This window comes from Paenibacillus sp. P4_A7 (assembly GCF_056402455.1).
Window position 1 is genome coordinate 1 of record NZ_JBFUHJ010000555.1, and the last position, 3,288, is coordinate 3,288.

Genomic DNA, 3,288 nt, shown 5'->3' on the forward strand with positions numbered 1-3,288 from the left:
CGTTGTTAACATTGGTGATCAAATCAAGGTTAAAGTAACGGAAATCGATCAGCAGGGACGAATTAATCTTTCTGCTAAAATTCTTATGACTCCTGAAGTATCCTCGCAGTAATAGGCAGGGATACTATAGGTAACAATAGCAAGTATGAAGAAAGAGTCAGATCTGATCTTGTATCATTTATAAATGTGCTTATCCAGCTCATGAGACGAACGTTTTTGTCTTAGATGATGGAGACAACCATTTACGCTTGCATAATCTCGTCCTATTTCTCATATGTATGGACTAACGCGTTTTCTTGAATAGGGATATGCGAAAGGCCTCAGTGGGAGTGAAGATTATGAACATGCGAAAAGCTGCAATGATTGCAGTGACCATGCTAATGTTGCTCGTTTTCGTTCGCATGAATGATGATGTATCAGCTTTTCTTTCATCTTTGAAATTCGATGATTCCAAAGTAGCTTCAACTGGATTTTCATATTCAGAACCAGAGAAGAAAAAAATATTGGTCTTAATTTCTGAGGAAGCAGAGAAGCGTAAAGTTGAACCAATCAACGCTAGCTTCGATCGGATTTGGAAAGCAATTCCTGGCTATAACGGATTGGAAGTAGATGTAGAAAAAACACTTGCAGCTACTTTAAGATCACCTACAAGGGATATAAACTACGTGTACAAGGAAGTTGAGCCTAAAATAACGCTGGATGATGTAGGACCTCATGAAATCTTTCGCGGAAATCCGAACAAGAAGATGATTTCTTTTATGGTAAATGTAGCCTGGGGAAATGAATACATAGAACCGATTTTAAAAACGCTTGAGAATGAGCATGTGAAGGCAACCTTCTTCCTAGATGGAAGCTGGCTGAAGAAATACCCTGATGTTGCAAAGCAAATTCAGTCCGCGGGTCATGAGATGTCCAATCATGCTTATTCTCATCCGGATATGAAACTGCTGGGCCGTCAAGCTGCATATGATCAAATAGCAAAAACCGAAGCGTTATTGAAATCAACTTTAAACGTGGATAATAAATGGTTTGCTCCGCCATCTGGTTCGTATAATGATGCTACTGTTCATATTGCGGCGGAGCAAGGGCTGAAAACAGTATTATGGACAATCGATACGGTTGATTGGATGAAACCCTCAGCAGACTCTATCGTAAGAAAAATATCATCTAAGCTGGAGCCTGGGGCGTTAATATTAATGCATCCGACAGCATCCTCGCGAGATGCGCTAGCAGGTATGATTAAGTCAGCGAAAGCAAAAGGCTATGTAATTGGAACGGTAAGTGAGACACTTTCAACTGCAAGAGTTCCAGACGTTGTTGAGGGAGCGAACTTATTCTGATATAGTGAAAGCATTCATGTCGTAGGAGGATACTTGGTGAACAAATACACACTTAGCAATGGTTTACGCGTCGTCGTAGAATATATTCCGACAGTAAGGTCAGTTTCGTTCGGCATTTGGGTCAAAACAGGCTCGCGTTATGAAACACCACAAAATAACGGAATTTCACAATTTATCGAACATATGCTGTTCAAAGGAACGGATAAGCGTTCGGCAAAAGATATTGCAGATTTATTTGACGGAATTGGCGGGAACGTGAACGCTTTTACCTCAAAGGAATATACCTGTTATTTTGCGAAGGTGCTWGATGAGCATTTACCGATTGCAGTAGATGCGCTATCGGATATGTTTTTCAATTCTCAGCTCGATAGTGGAGAACTCGCAAAAGAGAAAAATGTTATTTTAGAAGAAATTTCTATGTACGAAGATACACCAGATGATAAGGTTCATGATGAAGCTGCCCGTGCCGCTTATGGTGACCATCCGCTAGCTTATTCCATATTAGGACTTGAGGATATTTTGACGGGAATGGGATCTGATACACTTCGTCAGTATATGAATGATAATTACACGATTGAGAACACCGTAATAAGTGTTGCCGGAAATGTGGAGGAAAGCAGCTTGCTTGCTTTGCTTGAGAAGCATCTTGGCGGATTTTCAAATAATAAGCCTACAATCATATTAGATGAAGCTCCAACGTTCCACAGTGACTACTTATTTTTCAAAAAGAAAACGGAACAAAATCATTTGTGTATTTCGTTCCCAGGCTGCGCGATAACAGATTCAAAGCTATATGCTATGATTTTGTTAAACAACGCGCTTGGCGGAGGAATGAGCTCAAGGTTGTTCCAAGAAATTAGAGAAAAACGCGGCTTAGCTTATTCCGTGTATTCCTACCATACGTCCTATGCCGATTCAGGGGTATTCACGATTTATGCGGGTACAGCTCCGAAACAAACAAAAGATGTACTTGACTTGACAATGGAGATGCTACATGAGCTTTCTGCCAAAGGATTAGGCGAAGACGAACTGCACCGCGGCAAGGAGCAATTGAAGGGAAGCTTAATTTTGAGTCTTGAAAGCACAAGCAGCAGAATGAATCGTCTCGGTAAAAATGAGCTGATGCTTGGGAAGCATCAGACATTAGATGAACTTCTAAAGCGTATAGATTCTGTTAATATGTCGGACGTGCATGAAGTCACGGAGCGGATGCTTTCGGTTCCTTTTGCAGTAGCGATGGTAGGATCGAATGACAAAGCGGCTGCGCAATTAAGGAGGAATCAACTTGTATCAAGTAATGTTTAAGCGTTTGGAAGGAAATGAAGATATCGCGATTCCGCGTAAAATGTCTGAATGGGCTGCTGGTTTCGATTTGCAAGCAGCAGTAAGTGAGCCGGTGGTACTTCAACCGGGTGAACGTCTGCTCATCCCGACGGGTTTTGCTATGGCGATGCCCGGTGAACTGGAAGCGCAAATAAGACCACGCAGTGGTCTTGCTTACAAGCATGGAATTACTTGCCTAAATACACCAGGTACAATTGATGCAGATTACCGAGGTGAGGTTAAGGTGCTGCTTGTTAACTTAGGGCAGGAACCTTTTACAATTACTCGCGGTGAACGTATTGCGCAGATGGTGTTCCAGCTCGTTCCTGCTGTATCCATTTTGGAAGCAGATGAATTGCCGGAAACCGTACGAGGTGCGGGTGGATTTGGTCATACAGGTGTATAAATAATATTAGCTAGCAATGTAAAGGTCGAGGAATTTCCTCGATCTTTTTTTTATTTTTTCACCCCGCTTTGGGCGCAAGCATAAGATGATCTAAAGCTAGTAGCAAGAAAGGAGTGAAGCCTGATGCTTACAGGCGTTCAAGTGCTGTTGCTAGGTGGGGACGCAAGACAATTGGAGGTCATTCGCAAGCTGACAGAACTGGATGCTTCAGTTACGATA

5 protein-coding genes are annotated in these 3,288 nt (G+C 42.1%); all 5 read left to right on the top strand.

Annotation, left to right across the window (positions count from 1 at the left end):
- On the top strand, window positions 1-112 hold a 112-nt coding region (locus AC1DWN_RS30850), incomplete at its 5' end, for a S1 RNA-binding domain-containing protein (protein WP_477562682.1).
- Window positions 113-338: 226 nt separating this feature from the next.
- Window positions 339-1,340, top strand: a complete 1,002-nt coding sequence (locus AC1DWN_RS30855) for a polysaccharide deacetylase family protein (protein WP_477562680.1) — start codon at window positions 339-341, stop codon at window positions 1,338-1,340.
- A 36-nt stretch (window positions 1,341-1,376) separates the two neighbouring features.
- On the top strand, window positions 1,377-2,645 hold the full coding sequence (locus AC1DWN_RS30860; RefSeq protein WP_477562681.1) for a M16 family metallopeptidase: 1,269 nt from the start codon (window positions 1,377-1,379) through the stop codon (window positions 2,643-2,645).
- Window positions 2,638-3,069 carry a dUTP diphosphatase gene (dut, locus tag AC1DWN_RS30865; RefSeq protein WP_477562683.1) on the top strand — a complete coding sequence of 144 codons (432 nt, stop codon included), beginning with the start codon at window positions 2,638-2,640 and terminating at the stop codon, window positions 3,067-3,069. The genes AC1DWN_RS30860 and dut overlap by 8 nt, the downstream gene beginning before the upstream one ends.
- 123 nt (window positions 3,070-3,192) lie before the next feature.
- The coding region (locus AC1DWN_RS30870) for a dipicolinate synthase subunit DpsA (protein ID WP_477562684.1) at window positions 3,193-3,288 on the top strand (96 nt) is incomplete at its 3' end.